Below are 17,145 nucleotides of genomic sequence, written 5' to 3' on the forward strand. Positions count from 1 at the left end.
CCGGCGATGCCTCAGCTAGGACTGGACATGGTTGCGGCGGTTGCGGTGCTCAAGCAGCAGCCGGGCTCCGTTGAGGATCAAAGTCTCCACCGGAACTTCCTGTTCCGCGGCCAGCTCTTCCAGCTCCCGGCCCAGCTTGGGCGGGATGTGCACCTCAACGTTCATGGTATCGCCGCAGCACGCTCCGTCCGAACTGCCCCGCTCCCCTGACCCCGTCCGGTCATTGCGCGCAGGCCCGGAAGCCGAACGGAAACCGGGCCATTAACCGGCCGGAGGCATTTCATCCGCGCTGCCCCAGAGGACCCGCGGGGCCTGGTAATCATTGTTGTCCACCACTATTTCCGCGGCAGAGCGCGGATCACAGGTCGAGAGGTAGATCTTCTGGCCCAGGACATACCGGCGGTTTGACCGCGCCTGCGGATCAGGATCGGAGCCGTCGCGCAGCGCCATCCGCCCGCAGGATGTCTCCAACGACACATCCAGGAAAACTGAGCAGTCCCACACTCCGGCCAGCTCCGGACGATGCAGGAAGAGCCCGTCCACCAGCACCGTAGCCAGTTCGGGGGCCGTAAACTTCGGACCTGCCAGCGGAAGGTCTGAGTCCAGGTCATGGCTGGAGCAGCTGTAGGCGCCCGTGCCGCCCGGATGCAGCGGTTCCACCACCAGCCGGAGGAAAGCTCCGTAGTCATAGGAGTCTTCCCAGAAACCGCGCGGCGAATCCCGCCCCTGCCGGTAGCGCTCGCGGCGAGGCAGGTGGAATCCGTCGATCGAAACGCGGACTACGGGGCCCTGGAGGCTGGCCGCGAGCGCATCGGCAAACGTGGTTTTGCCCGAGCCGTCAACGCCGTCGATCCCGACGAACACGCGCCTTCCGGCCGCCGCCGGACTGGGCAGCATGGCGGCCACCCTGCGCAATGTGTCGCCCGCCCCGGGCGCCGGTCCATTTTCGGCTTCCACAGCAGCGCACTCTACCCTCCCCGCGGACGCGGAGTGCTAGTCTTAGTCAATCGAAAGTATGTTCTAAAACCCGTGCGGAGGAGGCAGGCCAGTGCCCGTATTTTCGGGGAATGTTCCCGGCACTTCTTCCCGGTCCCAGGCCCAGTCGGACGCGGATGCCGCCTCCGGCTTTCCCAGCCCGTCCCGCGATTATTTCGACGGGCGGATCGACCTCAACCGGCACCTCATTAGGGACGTCACTTCCACCTACGTTGTTCGGGTCTCCGGGGACTCCATGTCCGGCACCGGAATCAGCGACGGAGACGAACTGATTGTGGACCGCTCCCTCACTCCACGTGACGGGTCAGTGGTTGTCGCCGTCCTCGACGGAGAGTTAACCGTGCGCCGGCTCCGGCTCACCGGCCGCGGAATCGTCCTGTCCGCTGAGAACCCCGGCTATGCGGACGTGAACGTTCCGGACCCGGCGGCGCTGACCATCTGGGGCGTCGTAACCCGCTGCCTCCACCATGTCTGAAGGTCCGGTGCCCCCGTCTGGTACCACCGCCGGGGCCCGCTCCCCCGCAGGAGGACTGCACCGGATCGCGCTGGTGGACGTCAACAGTTTCTATGTCTCCTGCGAGCGCGCTTTCGACCCGCGGCTGGAAGGCGTGCCCGTCGTCGTGCTTTCCAACAATGACGGTTGTGTGGTGGCGCGCTCTGATGAGGCGAAAGCCCTCGGCATCAAGACCGGGGAACCCTGGTTCAAGCTGGCTGAAGCCGCGCCGCACCTCGGCCTGATCCAGCGTTCAAGCAACTACGAACTCTATGGCGACCTGAGTTCCCGGGTCATGGAGCTGCTGGGCCGGTACGCCCTGTGGCAGGAGGTCTACTCCATTGACGAGTCGTTCCTGGGCCTGACCGGTACGGCACAGGAACTGGATACGCAGGGCACACGGATCCGCGCCGCAGTGGCCCGCCATACCGGGCTGCCGGTATGCGTGGGGATCGGCACCACCAAGACGCTGGCCAAGTTCGCCAACCGGATCGCCAAGCAGAACGGGCACCTGGGCGGGGTCTGCAACCTGGACACCATGGACCCCGGTGCCGTGGCGACGATTATGTCCCGGGTACCGGTCACCGGGCTCTGGGGCGTAGGAGCCAAACTGGGCAAGCGGCTCGAGGCCTTGGGTATCCGGACCGTCGCCGACCTCAAGGCAGCCGATCCTGCAGTAATTCGCAGCCGCTTCTCCGTGACCCTGCAGCGGACTGTCCTGGAACTCAACGGCACACCGTGCCTGCCGCTGGAAGAAGAACGTGCTGACCGGCAGCAGCTGATCTTCTCCCGCAGTTTCTCGGTGCCGGTAACGACGGCGGCCGAGATGAGGCAGGTGATGAGCATCTACGCCCAGCAGGCGGCTTCCCGCCTGCAGCGGGAACACCAGCAGGCACGCGTGCTCACCGCGTATGCCGGGACTTCGCACTTCAGCCACAAAGCGGCGTCGTTTCCTTCCATCACGGTCAAGCTCCAGAGCCCCACGTCCGATCCGGTGGTGCTGACCCGCGCTGCGGTGGGGGCGCTCGAAGACCAGATTGTGGAAGGCATCCCCTACACCAAGGCGGGGGTAATGCTCAGCGGCCTCTCCGACGCGGGGGCCCAGCCGGTCTTTGACGCCTTCGTCCCGGACCAGGAACACCGCAACCTCGGGGAGCTGCTGGGCAAAGTGGCTGACAAATACGGATCGGCCAGCATTGGGCTGGGCGTGGCCGGGATGCCCAGCGCCCGCCCTGAATGGACCATGTCCCGCAAGTTCTCCTCGCCGCGTTACACCACCGTTTGGGACGAGCTTCCGGTGGTAAAAGCGCGCTGAGTCCAGGAGCCGCCGGTTTGTCCACATGGGCAGTTCTCCCCATGGACACTCCTTGACCGCTGCCCTAGGTTTTCGCTTATGGGGGCAAACCAGTGGGACATCCAAGTGCAGGGAGTACTTTCCCTGCTGCACGACGCCGAAAACCTGATCCTGGAATGCGAACCGGCCAAAGACTCTGCGCTGGAAGCACTCAACGCCCTGGAAACGGCGCTGGCGGACTGCCCTGAACTCGCCGACGCCGTCGACCGGCTGCGCTTCGAGGTAATCGCCAATGACATGACGGACATCATGGTTCGCTGCAACAACGCCGTTGAAGGCACCCGGGAGAGTGTGCAGGCCTACGTAGACGGCGACCGGGAAATGGCAGACACGGCAGGCAAGGCCGCCTCACTGTCCTACCCGGGAGCATCCTGCTTCAGCGGCGGGACCCGGCGCTGGATGGTGCAGTAGATGGGATACCTCAACGTTGACCTCTCGGCTCTCGAGAAGCTGCCCCCGCCGGGAACCCTGCGGGTCCAAGCCTCGCTGCTGGCTGCGGCCGGAATGGGCTTCGCTGAATCCGTCAAGGATACGGCCGGGAAATGGCAGGCCCTCGAGGGACTCTACGAAACTCCCCACAAGCACCTAGTCCTCAATGCCCTCGCGGCACCGGCGCACCAGGCCACCGGGCTGGCCGAGAGCACGGACTCCGTCGCCGCGGCCATCCGGAGCTTCGGGGATGCAGTGGACACCATACGGGCCGCAACGAATTCGCTGCGCAGCGACATAGCGGCCGCGGACCGTCAGCTGGGCGCCATCTTGGAGGAGCCGGTGCCGGGGATCGGCGATGATTTCTCGAATTCCCTGATCCGCTACCAGTGGGATTTCGAGGACCGTGCAAGCAAGCTGGCCTCCGATTACCAAGAGGCACGGGACGTATGCCTGAAGGCCCTGTCTGCGGTGGGAAGAGCCAGCACGGACGTGAATTCCTACTATGGCTCGAACCGGCTCGACCTGCTCAGCCACGAAGCCGAGCGCCTGCACCGGCTGGCGCTGTCCCCGGATGCGGCGCCGGAGGACGTCCAGGCGTACTACAACCAGCTGGCCGGCATGGACGCCGGCCGGTACCGGGAGTTCGCCGCGGATTATCCGGAAGCGGCGGTTCTTCCGCCCCGGGTGGGTCTGGCCGCAGAGCACCAGGCCGCCTTCTGGCATTCCCTGAGTCCTGAGCAGCAGGCTGCGCTCGCAGAATCGCTGCCCGCCGTCGCAGGCAATACAGAGGGAGTGCCGTACGCCGTGCGGGCTGCAGCCAACGCTGCCGTCCTGGCACTGGTGATGAAACCCGCCTGGCGGGCGACCGAAGAGCAGCGGCGGTCATATGCGGCGATCGAAGAGTCCCTTGAGAAGACAGGCTCCAAGGCTGCGGACCGCAGCCTGATTTCCTTCGACCCGGCCGAGCCTCCCCTGGCCGCCGTCGCCATCGGAAATATGGATACGGCCACCAGCATCACCGCCAACATCTCCGGCATGGGCAGCTCCACCCAGGACATGGGGGGCGCCGTACGGGTAGCTGAAAACCTCTACAACGAACAGCGGCGGCTGGGAGCCGATCCCGCGGTCCTAGCCTGGATTGGCTATGACGCTCCGGACATGCCCCCGTCCACCGAAGTGCTGTTCTCCGACAAGGCGCGGACCGGCGGCGCGAAACTGGCCACCGTCATTGACGGCTTCTACTACACCCGGGGCGCGGAGAACCCTCCGTTCATCAGCGTGACCGCCCATTCCTACGGCACCACCACCGCTGCCTACGCTCTCAGCCAGACCGAAAACACCATCGATTCGCTGGTTTTCTATGGTTCGGCCGGTATTGATCCTGAGGCAGCAGAAAGCGCCGCTGACCTGAAGGTGCGCAGCGGCGAGGTCTACGCCACCCTGGGCCGCGCAGACAAGGTGGCTCCGGCCGGGCAACTCGGGTCCAACTTCGGCGACCCGCGGGTCACCCCCACATCAGAGACCTGGGGCGCAAAGGTGTTCAGTTCGGAGCCGGCCGTTGTTGACGGTAGGGAACTCCTCGGCAACGGAGGCCACGGCGGGGAAGGATCCACGGTCGGAGCAGGTATTACGGAGACCGAGAAAGGCCGGGGATACCTGGATCCGGACACGGCGAGCCTTCGCCACATTGCGGCGGCTTCTTCCGGCAGCGGGGAGCGCATCGGCCTGATCCCGGAAGCAGAAACCGATGCAGCCCTTGGCCGGCTCGCCGACCGGGGCAGCGCCGTCTATTACGCTCCGGGACGGGCCGTGGACTCCGTGCAGGACGGAGCAGCGGCGTTCGCCGACGCCGCCCAGGCGTCAGTGAACAGGGCCGCAGACACTGTCCAGGGGGGTCTGATGTTCGCCACGGACACGCTGCAGGAACAGCACCTGAGGGACGTCGGTCCCTTCCGGAACCCGCTGAACCCGCTGGTCGACGGTTTGCAGGGAATAGCCCTCGAGAAAACGGATGCGCTGCAGGAACAGTTCAATAACGCAATGGACGGGGCCCAGAGTACCGTTGACACAATTATCGATGCCCACCAGAAAGCAGCAGATGAATACTTCAAGAGGAAGTGGCGCGCGTTTGAGTTCGTGGCGGGGAAGCTCGTTGCGCTTCAGGGCTCTGACTAGTGCCGGGCTGCTTGCTGTCCTAACCCTGACTTCGTGCGCCCAAGGAGCTTCTGTGCCGGATAACTCTGCCGCCTCGCCCACCCAAAGTACCGGGAACCCTTCCTCAGCGTCCGGCCGTCCCGCTCCGGAGGTTTTCGCCGGGTTTATGGCCATGGCCAGCGGGGCCGTGGATGCCACGAAGACCGGCGGCTGGATTCATGAAGACGGATCCCCCTGGGATCCTGAGGCGCCTGACCTGGTTTTCTATCCGCATCGCTGCCCGGAATCCAAGGGAGGGCCGAACGCCCGCGACCTTCAGCTTGCGCTTGAGGGACCGGCACCTGCCGATCCCCGTGCAGCACGGGACCAGATGCGCGACTATCTTGAGGCCAGCGGATTCACCCTCACGTCAATGATTGATCCTTCGGAAGGTGCTGAATCCGATATGCCGTACAGTGTGGGAGCCAAGGGGCAGGAAGGCGAGCTAATCGTGTACTCGGCCAGCCCGGTGCTGGCATTCCTGACCCTCGAGAGCGAGTGTTCAGACCATCCCTCGCTCGAGCATGAGGTCAGCGCCGCGACGCGTTAGCAGCAGGGCATCGTTCCGCACTGAAGGCCGTGGAGTGCGCCGGCGCCCCGGGGTTCCTCACTCATCGCGGTCCGGCTGCGTGAGGCGCAGTTCCTCCACATCAAGCCGGGTTTCGAGCAGCCGGAGCACACGGTCATCAATGGTGCGTTCGTCGCGCAGCGCCAGGATCACCGTGCGCTTGCGGTCCAGGAGCGCCAGCCGCAGCTCGATCTCCTGCTGCCAGCGCTCCAGCGCCGGTGCCGGCTCGCCCGCTGACTGGACTTCGCCGTCGGCCCGCAGCACCTCCAGGTGATGCCGGTACTCATGGACCAGCCGTTCCACCACCCTGCCATCCGTTCCAAGTCGCGCTCCGAGTTCCGGCAGGGAAGACAGTCCGTCCTCGGCGGAGCGTATCTCCGCCAGGCGGCGCTCCTCCTCCAGCCGGTTGTCCTCCGGCAGCTTCGCCCAGCGGACGATTACCGGAAGCAGCGGCCCCTGGACGGTCAGCGTCACCAGTATCACCCCCGCCGTGACGAAGATGATCTGACCCCGGTCCGGGAAGGGCGTACCGGCCGCTGTCAGGGCCGGGACACCCAGCGCTGCTGCGAGGGACACCGCACCGCGGAAGCCTGCCATGCCGCTGAGGATGCGGGAGCGGTTGCTGACCCGGCGCAGCTTCTGTGACGGCCGCCGGTCGATCAGCCGGATCAGGTAGGTCGTGGAGAACAGGAAGGCGATGCGCACCAGCACCAGGACCACGGACACTGCGGCCACCGCCACCAGCCCGACGGTGATCTGCGGTCCGTCGAGCAACCGCACTGCAACGTGCAGTTCAACCCCAATCAGCACGAACAGGGCGGCATTGAGCATATACGTGGAGAAGGACCAGAAAGCCTGCGACTGGCGGCGGGCCAGTGCCGCCGTCACGCGCGGACCGGCCTGGCTCATGATCAGGCCCACGACGACGGCGAGCACACCCGATCCGCCGGTTTCTTCCGCGAGCAGGAAAGCCGCGAATGGCGTGATGAAGGTAAGGCTTTCAGCACGCAGCACGGTGACGTTCCGGTGGGGCAGGCTGCGGGCCAGCGCACCGCAGTGGCATCTGTTGGTGCCAGTGCGGCGCCGAGGACCCAGGCCGGGCCCCAGGGCATCCCCAGCGCGTGGGCCGTGAACGCAACAGCGGCAGCGGTGACAACAACCAGCCCCGTCCCAGTCAGGACGATTCCGCGCAGGTTGCTGCGGATTTCACGGAGGGACGTAGTGAGGCTTTCCCAGTAAAGCAGGGCCGGCAGGAAGAGCAGAAGGACCACCTCAGAGGGCAGTTCAACTTTTCGGAAGGCCGGTACGAATCCCAGAAGCACACCGCTGACCAGCAGCAGCAGCGGAGCAGCAATCCGCAGCCGCTCCGCACCCAGCGAGGCCGCCAGTATCGCCACGCCCAGGGCCACCACCAGTTCCAAACCAAGCACGGGCAACCTTCCGTCGGGCACCCTCCGGTCGGGCGGCCTACTTAAGTGTGCCGAGCCTGGCCAGCGCCGTCGAGGGTCGGGACGGGATGTCCGGCCTGCCGTTCCCTGCGCTGCAGCGGGCTCTCCGACGCTGCCTGTCTACCCGCCTGGCCCACGCAGCATGGACCACACCAGCGGACCGCCGTCGGGCATTTCAGACACCGCCCAGACACCGAACCCAAACCGGCGGTAGAACGCCACGTTGGATTCTGCGGACGTTTCCAGGGCAATGGCCCGGCCCGGGCCGGCTGACAGGATGGCCTCGATGAGCTGTGTGCCCAGCCCGCTTCCCTGTGCCGCCGGTGCGACGCCGATGGTCGCCAGTGTCCAGGCTCCTGCCGGCGCCTGGGGAAGCGGGTAGTGCAGGTTCCGGGCGGAATCTCCGTGCAGGGACGCCAGTTTGTCCTGCAGCCCTGCGGTCAGCGGCGCCGGATCCAGTGCGCTCAGGTGCGGCGGAAGCAGGACCGCGACGGCGGTCCTCACCTCGTCGGCCCATACCTCCCCGTGCGGCAGGCCGAGGTGTTCCAGGTAAAGGCGCTGGATGGCGCTGATCCGTGCTTCCCGGCGCTCGCTGTCCACTGTCCAGCGGGTCCAGGCGTAGTCCGCGAAGGCTTCCCCCAGGACTGCCGACAGGCGTGCAATGTCGGCGGGCGAAGCGTGTTCCAGCCGTGTGATCCCCATGTTGCGGTGCCCTTTCTGCCGGTCTGTTCCCGTGGCGGAACCAGTCTGCCGGAATCCCGGGCACGGCTCCCCCCCTCGTACGCGGCTCACCTACTGGGGGCGTTTCCAGAGCCGCCTCCACCAGGGGCGCGGCGGCTGTGGAGCGGGTTCCTCCGGCGTCTGGTCTGACCTGCGGTTCCGCCAGCGCTGGATCTCCGCGTCGACGTCGCGCAGTTTGGTGATCACCGGTGGCCCGCCCAGCAGCTGCCGTCGGGCTTCAATAATGCGCCGGTTGAAGTCCTCCACGGTCTCGCGGACCAGCGCTTCGGACGGTTTGCTGTCCAGGAGGGCGTCGAGCTGCTCATCCTCTACTCTCAGCAGCAGTGCCGGAGGCCCCAGGCCGCTGATGTTCTCCCGCTGCAGCAGCCCCTTCACCCACCAGTCGGGATCGTTGGCCTCGCCCAGATTGGGAATGGGCTTGCCGGCATACTTCAGGTTGTCGAACTCCCCGCGCATCATTGCATCCCGGATCAGATATTCAGCTTTATCTGCCGGATCAACCTGTTCCTTCCGCCGGCGCAGTTCGGCTTCCTCAGCAGACTCCTCCGGCTCGGCGTTCTCGAGAGTTCCGGCCGCGCGGAGCCTCGCCGCGCGTTCCATCCGACGCCGGTAAGCATCGGCACCGCGGTTCCCCATTGCTGCATTTCCTCCCGGCCCCGCCGGCTAGCGGTCGATCGTCTTCTCCAGTTCTTCAGGGTAACGGGCGCCTTCAATCGGAATGCGGGCGACGGCGTCGTCCAGGTTCGCGAGGTCCTCAGGTGTCAGGGTTACACCGGCAGCGCCGAGATTCTCCTCCAGCCGCTCCAGTTTCCGAGTTCCCGGGATGGGCACAATCCACGGCTTCTGTGCCAGCAGCCAGGCCAGGGCGATCTGGGCCGGCGTCGCGTCCTTGGTCCGGCCCAGCGTATCCAGGAGCTCGACCACTGCCTGGTTGGCTTTTCGTGCTTCCGGGGTGAAGCGTGGCAGCCGCCCGCGCATGTCTCCCGGGGCGAACTCTGTCCCGGCGGAGATTTTTCCGGTCAGGAAGCCCCGCCCCAGCGGGCTGAAGGGAACAAAACCGATACCCAGTTCTCCGCAGGCAGGCAGCACCTTCTTTTCGGGTTCGCGCCACCAGAGGGAGTATTCACTCTGCACAGCGGTTACCGGCTGGACGGCGTTGGCGGCGCGGATGGTTCCGGCCGAGGCCTCCGACAGGCCAAAATGCTTCACCTTGCCCTCGGTAATCAGGTCCCGAACCGTGCCTGCCACATCTTCAATGGGTACTTCGGGATCCACACGGTGCTGGTACAGCAGGTCTATATGTCCCGTTCCAAGCCGCCGCAGTGACCCGTCTACCGCTTCCCGGATGTGCTCCGGACGGCTGTCCAGTCCAATCTGGCGGCCGTCACGGTTGATTTTGAAGCCAAATTTGGTGGCGACAACCACCCTGTCCCGAAATGGCGCCACCGCTTCACCAACCAGCTCCTCATTGGTGAACGGTCCGTAGACTTCCGCAGTGTCAAAGAGCCGGATGCCCCGGTCAAAGGCGGTCCGGATCAGGCTGATGGCGTCTTCCCTGGTTCCCGCCGGCCCGTAACCCTGGCTGAACCCCATACAGCCAAGCCCCAGCTCGGACACCTTCAGGCCCGCCGTCCCCAACTCACGCGTCTTCATCCGTCTACTCCCCTCTTCAGTGCCGGCCCACAGGCACGACGCCGGGTGGCGGGCTGAGCTGCCGCCGCTTCAGTTTGCCTTCCACCCTGCGCCCGGTCGCCGGCGCCGTCAACAGGTGCCCGGGCGCTGCCGGAGGCTCAGTCCACCTGTTCCACCGTGCCGCCGGTGATTCGGACCAGCTCCGCCAAATCGGTGCGAAAGACCGTGTACGGGGTTCCGGCTGCGACCCACACATCCGAATAGGCACCAAGATCCCGGTCTACAACGGTTTCCACGGGTGCCGGGTGGCCGACGGGAGCCACTCCTCCAATCACCTGTCCGGTTGCCTGCCGGACCTCTTCCGGCGAAGCCCGCTTGATTTTCTGCTTGCCGAGCCGTCCGGCGAGCGCTGCCGTATCAACGCGGTGCGCGCCGCTGGTAATGACCAGCAGCGCCGCGCCGTCGGCCATAAACACCAGGCTGTTCCCAATCGCACCGACCTCGCAGCCAAGGGTCTGCGCTGCTTCGACGGCCGTACGCGCCGAGCCATCCGTCACGATGACCTGCGCCGCTGACCCCCGCTCTGCCAGTTCCTGCTGGACGCGGGCTGCCGCCGGTGCCAACTGTGTGTTCTCCATGCCCGCGACACTAACAAAGCCGCGCCCCGCGGTGTCGTCATATTGCGGCACGGACGCGGGGTTCAGCTCAGCCCAGCTCAGCTGCGCGCGATCGTGTCCGGATCCGGTCCGGAACGGATTCCTGTATCCAGGGCACTAATGTCCGAAAGCTCGGCGGCACTGAGGGAGAAGTCGAACAGGTCAATGTTTTCCGCGATCCGTTTGGGCGTCACCGATTTGGGAATCACGCAGATACCCAGCTGGATCTCCCACCGCAGAATCACCTGGGCAGGGGTCTTGTGATGCGCGGCAGCAATCGCGACGATTGCCGGGTCGTGAAGCGGATCCTTCGGTCCTGCTCCGGGACCATGGTCCCAGTACCGGGTGACGCCGCCAATGGGAGACCAGGCCTCGGTCAGGATGCCGTTCTGGAGGTTGAAGGCGCGCAGGGCGGGTTCGCTGAAATAGGGGTGCACCTGGATCTGGTTCACGGCAGGGACGACGTCGGTGCCCGCCATCAGTTCGCTTAACTCCCGGACGCTGAAGTTGCTGACGCCGATGGCCCTGACCCGCCCCTGCTCGTACAGGGTCTGCAGCGCCTGGTAGGAAGCAATCGTCGCCTCGAAGTCCGACGGCAGGGGCTGGTGCAGCAGGTACAGGTCCAGCACGTCCAGTCCCAGCCGGGCCATGCTGGCGTCGAAGGCCCGCAGTGCCGAGTCGTAGCCGTAGTCGTCAACCCAGAGTTTGGTGGTGATGAAGAGTTCTGCGCGGTCGACGCCGGACTGGGCCAGGGCCGCCCCCACTTCGGTTTCATTGCGGTAGGCCGCGGCCGTATCGATGAGCCGGTAGCCGTTGGCCAGCGCGGTCTCCACTGCAACGGTGGTTTGGGCAGGCGGGTTCCGGTACACCCCGAAGCCCACGGCATCCAGGACTACACCGTTGTTCAAGGTCAGCTTCGGCATAATGGCATTCATCGCAGCTCCTAGCGTGCAACAGCTCGTAGCTTCCAGAATCCCGCACTCTGCCTTCCGAGCACAGACTGCAGTGCCGCAGCGGGGACCTGCTGCCCCATGCAGGGCTAGCTGTGTGCTGCCCGGTGGCGGCGGACCGCTGCCCGGTTGCCGCACCGGACGGAGCAGAAACGCTGGCGGCCGTTGCGGGTGATGTCCACAACCACGTTCCGGCACGGATCACCCGGGGCAACACCTGCTTCACAGCGCCGCAGCCGGGTCATGCCGCGTGTGGTCAGGTGCAGCGCCGTCCCGACGCTGAAGACCGCCAGCAGGACTTCGGCCAGCGACTGTCCGCCGTCGCGGTAGTGCAGATGCCAGCCTTCCTGGTCATGGTCGGTCAGCCGCGGGTACGCCGCGGCGTCCTTCATCATCTCGTTCAGCAGTTCGGCCCGCCGGGCCGGGTCCGTCGCGTCGACTACCGCCAGCCACCGGTCAACCACCGTCCGCACCTCGGTATGGTCACCGGGCGCCTGGGGAAAGGCCATCGTCATGCCGTGCTCGCGGGCCCTGGCGACTATGCCGCCGCGTGAGTCCGGCCAGTCATTGGCCAGCGAGGCGGCAAACAGGACGGCGTACTCGCCGTAAGGGTTGAGATGCATAACGGCATTACAGCATGCTCGTGACATGAACACATATCCGAACCGGCAACTGATACAGGCACCGGCGCACTTCGGCTGCGAGCACGGGTGGGCAGTCACCTCCAGGCACCGGACCTCCCAAGGCCACGTGGTGTACGTGGAGTGTGTCCGTTGTCCGGCCAGGCGCGTGGAACTCGAGGAGGCCGGCACGCTGATGCCGGCACGTCCACTCAGCAGGGTTTATCCGGGCCCACCTTTATCTCCAGAACCTTCCCCATATCCCGCGTAGCGGCCGGACGCGCCTCCGAGCCGTTGCCGCCCGTCCCCGGCCGGAGAACACTGGGAAGGAACCCAACGGGAATGGAGCAGGCCATGTCAACGGATGTACTCGTAATAATCGGAACCGGGGGTATGGGGCTGGCAGTCCTGCGCCGGAGCGGGGCCGGACGAAAGGTCCTGCTCGCCGACTTCAACGAAACCCTGTTGGAACACGCGGTGGATACCGCGGTGTCGGAGGGATACGACGTCGCTTCGCAGGGAGTGGACGTCTCGTCACGGAATTCGGTTGCGGCGCTCGCGGCCACTGCCCGGGAGCTGGGCCGGGTCACCGGCGTCGTCCACACCGCAGGCCTCTCCCCTGCCCAGGCACCGGCAGAGGCGATCTGGAAGGTGGACCTCTACGGCGTTGCACTGGTGCTGGAAGAGTTCGAGAAGGTGATTGCTCCCGGAGGCTCCGGAGTGGTGGTCTCTTCCATGTCCGCCTACATGGCAGGGGGCAACATCCCGGCTGATGCGCTCGCCGAGCTGGCTGCCAAACCGGCGGACGATCTGCTGGGGCTGCCGTTTGTCACAGGAATCGACCATCCGGGTTTCGCCTACAGCGCTGCCAAGCGCGCGAACCAGGTCCGGGTCCAGGCGGCCAGCCTGCGCTGGGGTGCCCGGGGCGCCCGGGTGAACAGCATCAGCCCGGGGGTGATTTCGACGCCGATGGGCCAGCAGGAGCTCTCAAGCGAGTCGGGCGCGCAAATGCGGGCAATGATCGAGGGATCGGGAACCGGGCGGGTAGGCACTCCCGGGGATATCGCCAACGCGGCGGCGTTCCTGCTCAGCGCCGATGCATCCTTTGTGACCGGAGTGGATCTGCTGGTCGACGGAGGCGTGGTGGCGGCACTGGATACAGGGCAGCGGGCCAAGTCTGCCGGTTAAACCCCGGTTAAACCCCGGTTAAACACTGCATCGCCGAACCGGTGCCGTCGCTCTGGGCCGGCGGGCACTGTTGCGGGGTGGAACGCCGGAACGGCGGCAGTGAAAATCCGGCACTCGCAGGGCTCGCTTGGATCTTTTCGGGGCGTTTTGCCGGTTCCGTGTGTCCATGGCGTAGCAGGAATGGATCCCTCGTTCTATTCTCGAACTTTCCGCAAAGGCCAACGGTTGAGAGGAAGTTCAATGATGAATTCCGGCACTAATACCATGGTTGACCGTGCCGTTGCGGACCCATATCAAACCCGACGTATCGCGTGTGGTGACAGCCCTGACAGGGCAGTTCAACGTGATCAAGGATGAGGACAAATCAGAGGTACATCTCCGTGAAGGAACCATCGGCTACGCCGCCCACCACCTCATCCTCGAGGTAGGTGATGATTACCCTGCCGGGTGCGGCCAGCACATTGGACAGCGATTCGAGGTTCAGGTGAAAACCGTCCTGCAGCATGCCTGGGCGGAATTCGAGCACGACATCAGGTACAAATCCTCAGGCGACGTGAATCCTGCAATTAATCGTGCCTTTACGCTGGCGTCCGGGCTGATTGAATTGGCAGACGATCAGTTTGTGACGATTCATACCGAAATGAGCCGGGAGAGCCAGTCGACGGCCCCGGTGAACACCCTGGTGCATGGAACCGAAGAACTCACGGCGAAGGAACTCACCAGTATGCTCGTCGCCGAACTTCCTGAAAATCCCCGAAGCCGCCGTGAGCACTACCAGTGGCTGGTGGAGTTGATGGCCGCAGTGGGGATCACAACAGTGGATGAGGCAAACAGGCTGCTCACCGAAGCCGATTGGGACGCCCTCACAGAGCGAATGGGATACCGGTTCATTGCTGGTCACGTCCGTATCCTGGACGATCTGCTGCTCAGCAAATTCGGCCAGGACTATATAGACAAGACAGCTTCCCTCAGCGATGCGAGCCGCGAAGGAAAGCTGAAGTACCGGCTCAACAAGCTCTGTCCCGCAGACGGGTAGTTTCCAGGGCAAGGGAAAGACCAGTCCCGTGGGCTTGAGGCCCGGCACTGCCCGTGAGGCTCAGTAGGAGGGAGCCGGAGGAAACCCGGCGAATTCTTCCAGGGTTTGGCCGGTCTCGTGAAGCTCGGCAGCAAGTTCCGTACCAACGAAACGCAGGTGCCACGGCTCGTAGGCGAATCCGGTGATCGTAGTGGCACCGGCCGGATACCTGATCACAAAGCCGTACCTGTGGGCGTTGGCGGCAGCCCAGGCACCGGCCGGCGTAGTTTCAAAGCAGGGCTCCAGCGCACAGGATCCGTCCGCGTTGCCAATGTCTACGGCCAACCCGGTCTGGTGTTCACTGTGTCCGGACCGGGCCGAGATGCCGTCCGCAGTTGGGGCACCGTAGCTGGCGGAGTACGACTCATGGATGTGCGCCTGGTCCGCAGCGGTTCGGTAACCGCTGACAGCCGTTATCCCAACACCGGCAGCAGCGGCCTCAGCGCTAAGCTGACCGAAGGCGCCAGCTGCCTCGGGGCGCAAAAGCACACCGCCGGCGTCGTGCAGTTCCGCTGGAATATACGCAGGATCCGCCAGCGGCCGGGTTTTGTTGACGACGACGGCGAGGCTGTCCGGGGAATCAAAGTCCAGCCGCGCCGTTTGTGCGGATGCCTGCTGCGCCTGGGACTCGAACCAGGAGAGATATCCCAGCAGGCAAAGGCAGACACAGCCTATGAGGGCAATGTGTGTCTTGACGAGCTGGCGCGGCATTTGTTCCTCCCCTGCAACTTTCCCACAGTCCCGCAGCGCACAGCAGTACCGACGCGAAACGTGCAGTATGCAGGAGAGGCCGCCTACGAGTCCGTTCCGCCGATCTGCACCCAGACTCCGCCAAGCTCCTCGGCCAGGGACTGGACGTCGGCCGGGTCAGCCGCTTCTGGACGGGGCAGCTCGAAAGCGTGCCAGTTCTCTCCTTCAGCGAATCCGTCGGGGGAATTCTCCCCACCCTGCACTATTCGTTCGTGGACTTTCTCGCGGTCGGTCCAGCTTTGGTACAGCACTAGCTGAAGCGAGTCGGTGCACATCGCGTACTCAGGGGTATAGATGTCGAACGTGAACTCGACCGGTTCGGCGGTCGTCCCCTCCCCGCAGCCGAAGGCGGCGTCTGCGGCGTCGTACAGGTCCCCGATTGAGCTGAACTCCGACAGTTCAATGATGGCGGCAAAGTTCGTGACGCCTTCACTTTCGTCCGCCGGATCCCCGGAGTAACCGCAGGCCGCAGTCAGAGCGGCGGCTGCCGCAACTCCGGCGGCCAGCATTCGTCTTTGCCACTGCGTTCGCATGTGTCCCCCGTCGGAGGGCACTCATGTGCCCGTCCGCCCCATCCTTACATACCGCAGCGGTGCCGGCCCGGAGCGGTCGTCGGCAGTCCCTAAAGGACACCCGCCGTCGAGAGCGATGAGTACGGAATCTCCGCACCGAGAATCCGTTCTGCGGCACGGTGCCCCGAGCAGAGGGCAGCGTTCACGGTGGCAGGATCATCCTCCCAGGTCACTTCCCCGGCGAGATGCAGCACCCCGTCGATGGGCGTAGCAATCCGGCTGTGGTCCTCACCGGTGCATCCCTTCATCATGTACGCGTAGGCCCCGCCCGCCCAAACATCACCCTGCCAGTCGGTGATCCTCGCATGAACCGGATCGAGCGTCCGGGAACCGTAGATGTCCCGGAGCGATGCCATGACCGAGTCCACCACCCGTTCATCAGACCACTCCCGTATTTCCTGCGCGCACTCCCCTGCCGCGAAAGTCAGCAGCGTCGGCTCCCCGTGAAGGTCCGTGAGGTCATACCAGGAATGCCACCACTTCGCGGCTTCTCCCTGGCGGCGGATCGCATACACGTCTGCGTCCCAGAAGCGCTCGGGAAAGCGCAGGAAGACCTTTTCGAAGGCGTTCATCCGAAAACGGGAAATCGCGCCGGTGACCAGCTCTGGCAGCGGCGGATCAAACGTGATCAGGTCCGACTGCAGGACACCGATCGGGACCGTGACTACTGCCTGGGCCGCGGTGAATACGCCCTGATCCGTCTCCACGACGACGCCGCGCTCCACTCCGGCGGCCCCGATCCGGCGGACGCGGGTCACCGCGTGTTCAAGCCTCACATCGATCCCGGCTGCCAGTTTGGATGCCAGCTCGTCATAGCCCCGGGGAAAGACCACCTCATCCCCGCTGATCACTTCATCCTCGAGTCCGTGTGCGTCGAGCAGGCGGGAATCGGCACCGTACTGCTCCTCGCTGCGGTGGTCGAGGTACTCCACAACGCGTTCGGTGCGTTCGGCGTCCCAGCCTTCCGCTGCCGCCACCTCTCCGACCGCGGTCCGCGCCGCTTCCGCATAGCTGGCGCCTGGTGCCATGGCCTCGATGACCTTGACCAGCCGCACCTCTACCAGTGCGGCGTCGGCGACAAAGCGCTCCACAGCGCCGTCGGGCAGGCGTGTTCCATCCGGACAGTAGTAGGCGATGGGCCGCCCGCCGGCCTGGTAGCTTCCCACGGTGAACTCAACATCCGGCATGTCAAAGGAACGGGTAAGCGAGTGCAGCGGTCCGCCGTCGACGCCGTGGATCCAGGAGGCACCGAGGTCCGTGACCCGGCCGTCGAGGCGCTCGGTATGAAGGCGCCCGCCGATGCGGTCGCGTGCTTCCAGCACCACGACCCGCTGACCGTTGGCTGCCAGCGCCCGGGCGGCACTGAGGCCCGACACTCCTGCGCCCACCACAATGGTGTCGAAATCCTCCGTGAAGATATCCACTGTCCTAGCTCCCCTTTTCAGATCGCGGAAAACCTTTTCGATTCACAGTAATG

20 protein-coding genes are annotated in these 17,145 nt (G+C 65.1%); 7 read left to right on the forward strand and 13 right to left on the reverse strand.

Features of this window, described 5'->3' with window-relative positions:
• Positions 1-15: 15 nt before the first annotated feature.
• Together FYJ28_RS12690 and FYJ28_RS12695 are read right to left on the reverse strand one after the other, a co-directional pair.
• Positions 16-165 (reverse strand): hypothetical protein, encoded by a 150-nt coding sequence (locus FYJ28_RS12690; RefSeq protein ID WP_154579536.1) that lies wholly within the window; start codon positions 163-165, stop codon positions 16-18.
• A 96-nt stretch (positions 166-261) separates the two neighbouring features.
• Complete coding sequence (locus FYJ28_RS12695; protein WP_326831693.1) at positions 262-957, reverse strand: uridine kinase; 696 nt, start codon at positions 955-957, stop codon at positions 262-264.
• Positions 958-1,048: 91 nt separating this feature from the next.
• On the opposite strand from FYJ28_RS12695, the gene FYJ28_RS12700 reads away from it, so the two are divergent.
• The 5 genes from FYJ28_RS12700 (at position 1,049) to FYJ28_RS12720 (ending at position 6,018) form a co-directional block, all read left to right on the forward strand.
• Positions 1,049-1,471 carry a LexA family protein gene (locus FYJ28_RS12700; RefSeq protein ID WP_326831694.1) on the forward strand — a complete coding sequence of 141 codons (423 nt, stop codon included), beginning with the start codon at positions 1,049-1,051 and terminating at the stop codon, positions 1,469-1,471.
• Between the two features lie 7 nt (positions 1,472-1,478).
• Positions 1,479-2,804: a Y-family DNA polymerase gene (locus FYJ28_RS12705; protein ID WP_326831695.1), complete on the forward strand. Its 1,326-nt coding sequence runs from the start codon at positions 1,479-1,481 to the stop codon at positions 2,802-2,804.
• Between the two features lie 78 nt (positions 2,805-2,882).
• On the forward strand, positions 2,883-3,254 hold the full coding sequence (locus tag FYJ28_RS12710) for a DUF6507 family protein (protein WP_154579537.1): 372 nt from the start codon (positions 2,883-2,885) through the stop codon (positions 3,252-3,254).
• Entirely contained in the window at positions 3,255-5,450 is a 2,196-nt protein-coding gene (locus tag FYJ28_RS12715; protein WP_154579538.1) for an alpha/beta hydrolase, read from the forward strand.
• A gap of 52 nt (positions 5,451-5,502) precedes the next feature.
• Positions 5,503-6,018 carry a hypothetical protein gene (locus FYJ28_RS12720; protein ID WP_154579539.1) on the forward strand — a complete coding sequence of 172 codons (516 nt, stop codon included), beginning with the start codon at positions 5,503-5,505 and terminating at the stop codon, positions 6,016-6,018.
• A 57-nt stretch (positions 6,019-6,075) separates the two neighbouring features.
• Here the strand turns inward: FYJ28_RS12720 and FYJ28_RS12725 are convergent, their stop codons facing one another.
• From FYJ28_RS12725 to FYJ28_RS12755, 8 genes are all read right to left on the reverse strand, one after another.
• On the reverse strand, positions 6,076-7,050 hold the full coding sequence (locus FYJ28_RS12725) for a cation:proton antiporter domain-containing protein (RefSeq protein ID WP_326831696.1): 975 nt from the start codon (positions 7,048-7,050) through the stop codon (positions 6,076-6,078).
• Positions 6,948-7,466, reverse strand: coding sequence for a cation:proton antiporter domain-containing protein (locus FYJ28_RS17400; RefSeq protein WP_326831697.1), 519 nt, complete (start codon positions 7,464-7,466; stop codon positions 6,948-6,950). The genes FYJ28_RS12725 and FYJ28_RS17400 overlap by 103 nt, the downstream gene beginning before the upstream one ends.
• Positions 7,467-7,604: 138 nt before the next feature.
• Positions 7,605-8,186: a GNAT family N-acetyltransferase gene (locus FYJ28_RS12730; protein ID WP_154579540.1), complete on the reverse strand. Its 582-nt coding sequence runs from the start codon at positions 8,184-8,186 to the stop codon at positions 7,605-7,607.
• Between the two features lie 90 nt (positions 8,187-8,276).
• Complete coding sequence (locus FYJ28_RS12735) at positions 8,277-8,861, reverse strand: J-domain-containing protein (protein ID WP_154579541.1); 585 nt, start codon at positions 8,859-8,861, stop codon at positions 8,277-8,279.
• A 27-nt stretch (positions 8,862-8,888) separates the two neighbouring features.
• Complete coding sequence (locus tag FYJ28_RS12740; RefSeq protein WP_154579542.1) at positions 8,889-9,878, reverse strand: aldo/keto reductase; 990 nt, start codon at positions 9,876-9,878, stop codon at positions 8,889-8,891.
• Positions 9,879-10,015: 137 nt separating this feature from the next.
• The gene (locus tag FYJ28_RS12745) at positions 10,016-10,495 is read right to left on the reverse strand and encodes a YbaK/EbsC family protein (protein WP_154579543.1); all 480 of its coding nucleotides are present in this window, start codon (positions 10,493-10,495) and stop codon (positions 10,016-10,018) included.
• A 77-nt stretch (positions 10,496-10,572) separates the two neighbouring features.
• Positions 10,573-11,448 (reverse strand): aldo/keto reductase, encoded by an 876-nt coding sequence (locus tag FYJ28_RS12750; protein ID WP_055240905.1) that lies wholly within the window; start codon positions 11,446-11,448, stop codon positions 10,573-10,575.
• Between the two features lie 104 nt (positions 11,449-11,552).
• Positions 11,553-12,086, reverse strand: coding sequence for a CGNR zinc finger domain-containing protein (locus FYJ28_RS12755; RefSeq protein WP_055240904.1), 534 nt, complete (start codon positions 12,084-12,086; stop codon positions 11,553-11,555).
• 351 nt (positions 12,087-12,437) lie between these two features.
• Here FYJ28_RS12755 and FYJ28_RS12760 point away from each other — a divergent pair, with 351 nt between their 5' ends.
• Positions 12,438-13,271: an SDR family oxidoreductase gene (locus FYJ28_RS12760; protein WP_055242184.1), complete on the forward strand. Its 834-nt coding sequence runs from the start codon at positions 12,438-12,440 to the stop codon at positions 13,269-13,271.
• A gap of 274 nt (positions 13,272-13,545) precedes the next feature.
• Positions 13,546-14,307 carry a GTP pyrophosphokinase gene (locus tag FYJ28_RS12765; protein ID WP_195840669.1) on the forward strand — a complete coding sequence of 254 codons (762 nt, stop codon included), beginning with the start codon at positions 13,546-13,548 and terminating at the stop codon, positions 14,305-14,307.
• A 60-nt stretch (positions 14,308-14,367) separates the two neighbouring features.
• On the opposite strand, the gene FYJ28_RS12770 is transcribed toward FYJ28_RS12765, so the two are convergent.
• The 3 genes from FYJ28_RS12770 to FYJ28_RS12780 all read right to left on the reverse strand — a co-directional run bounded on the left by FYJ28_RS12770 (position 14,368) and on the right by FYJ28_RS12780 (position 17,092).
• Positions 14,368-15,057, reverse strand: coding sequence for a M15 family metallopeptidase (locus FYJ28_RS12770; protein ID WP_154579545.1), 690 nt, complete (start codon positions 15,055-15,057; stop codon positions 14,368-14,370).
• Between the two features lie 83 nt (positions 15,058-15,140).
• A complete protein-coding gene (locus FYJ28_RS12775; RefSeq protein WP_195840670.1) occupies positions 15,141-15,629 on the reverse strand; it encodes a hypothetical protein in 489 nt (162 codons plus the stop codon).
• Positions 15,630-15,718: 89 nt separating this feature from the next.
• Entirely contained in the window at positions 15,719-17,092 is a 1,374-nt protein-coding gene (locus FYJ28_RS12780; protein WP_326831698.1) for a flavin monoamine oxidase family protein, read from the reverse strand.
• Positions 17,093-17,145 lie beyond the last annotated feature (53 nt).

The organism is Arthrobacter sp. BL-252-APC-1A (assembly GCF_009696625.1).
GTDB lineage: Bacteria > Actinomycetota > Actinomycetes > Actinomycetales > Micrococcaceae > Arthrobacter_B.